Annotated in this window: 1 protein-coding gene; it reads left to right on the plus strand. The window is 69.6% G+C overall.

Going from position 1 to position 335, the window contains the following annotated elements:
* Positions 1-298: DUF6545 domain-containing protein (locus RB628_RS42970; protein WP_318325809.1), on the plus strand; the 298-nt coding region annotated here is incomplete at its 5' end.
* Between the last annotated feature and the right edge of the window lie 37 nt (positions 299-335).

The raw sequence follows: 335 nt of genomic DNA on the forward strand, positions 1-335 counted from the left end.
CGCCCTGCGCCCGTACCGCTCCCGGAGCGTGCACGAAGCCGCCCAGCGGACCGTCAACGCCGGGACAGAGCAGGGCGCCGCGGTCGTCGAAGCTACGGTCGTCAAGGCAGCACTGGCCGCTTTGCAGGCCAGCCATCCCGCCGACGAGGTCGCCGTGCCGTCGGCGACGGACACCACTTCCCGTGCCGGAGACCTCCGTGCCGAAACGCAGTGGCTTCTCCGGATCGCCGACGCCTACGCTCACCGCGAGACTGTGCATGTCGCCGACGGTGGCCAACCCGAAGCGGTTGGAGCCTGACAGCATGAACGACCCGACCAAGGACCCTCGATTCCTG

The sequence above is a fragment of the Streptomyces sp. ADMS genome (assembly GCF_033441795.1).
Lineage (GTDB): Bacteria > Actinomycetota > Actinomycetes > Streptomycetales > Streptomycetaceae > Streptomyces.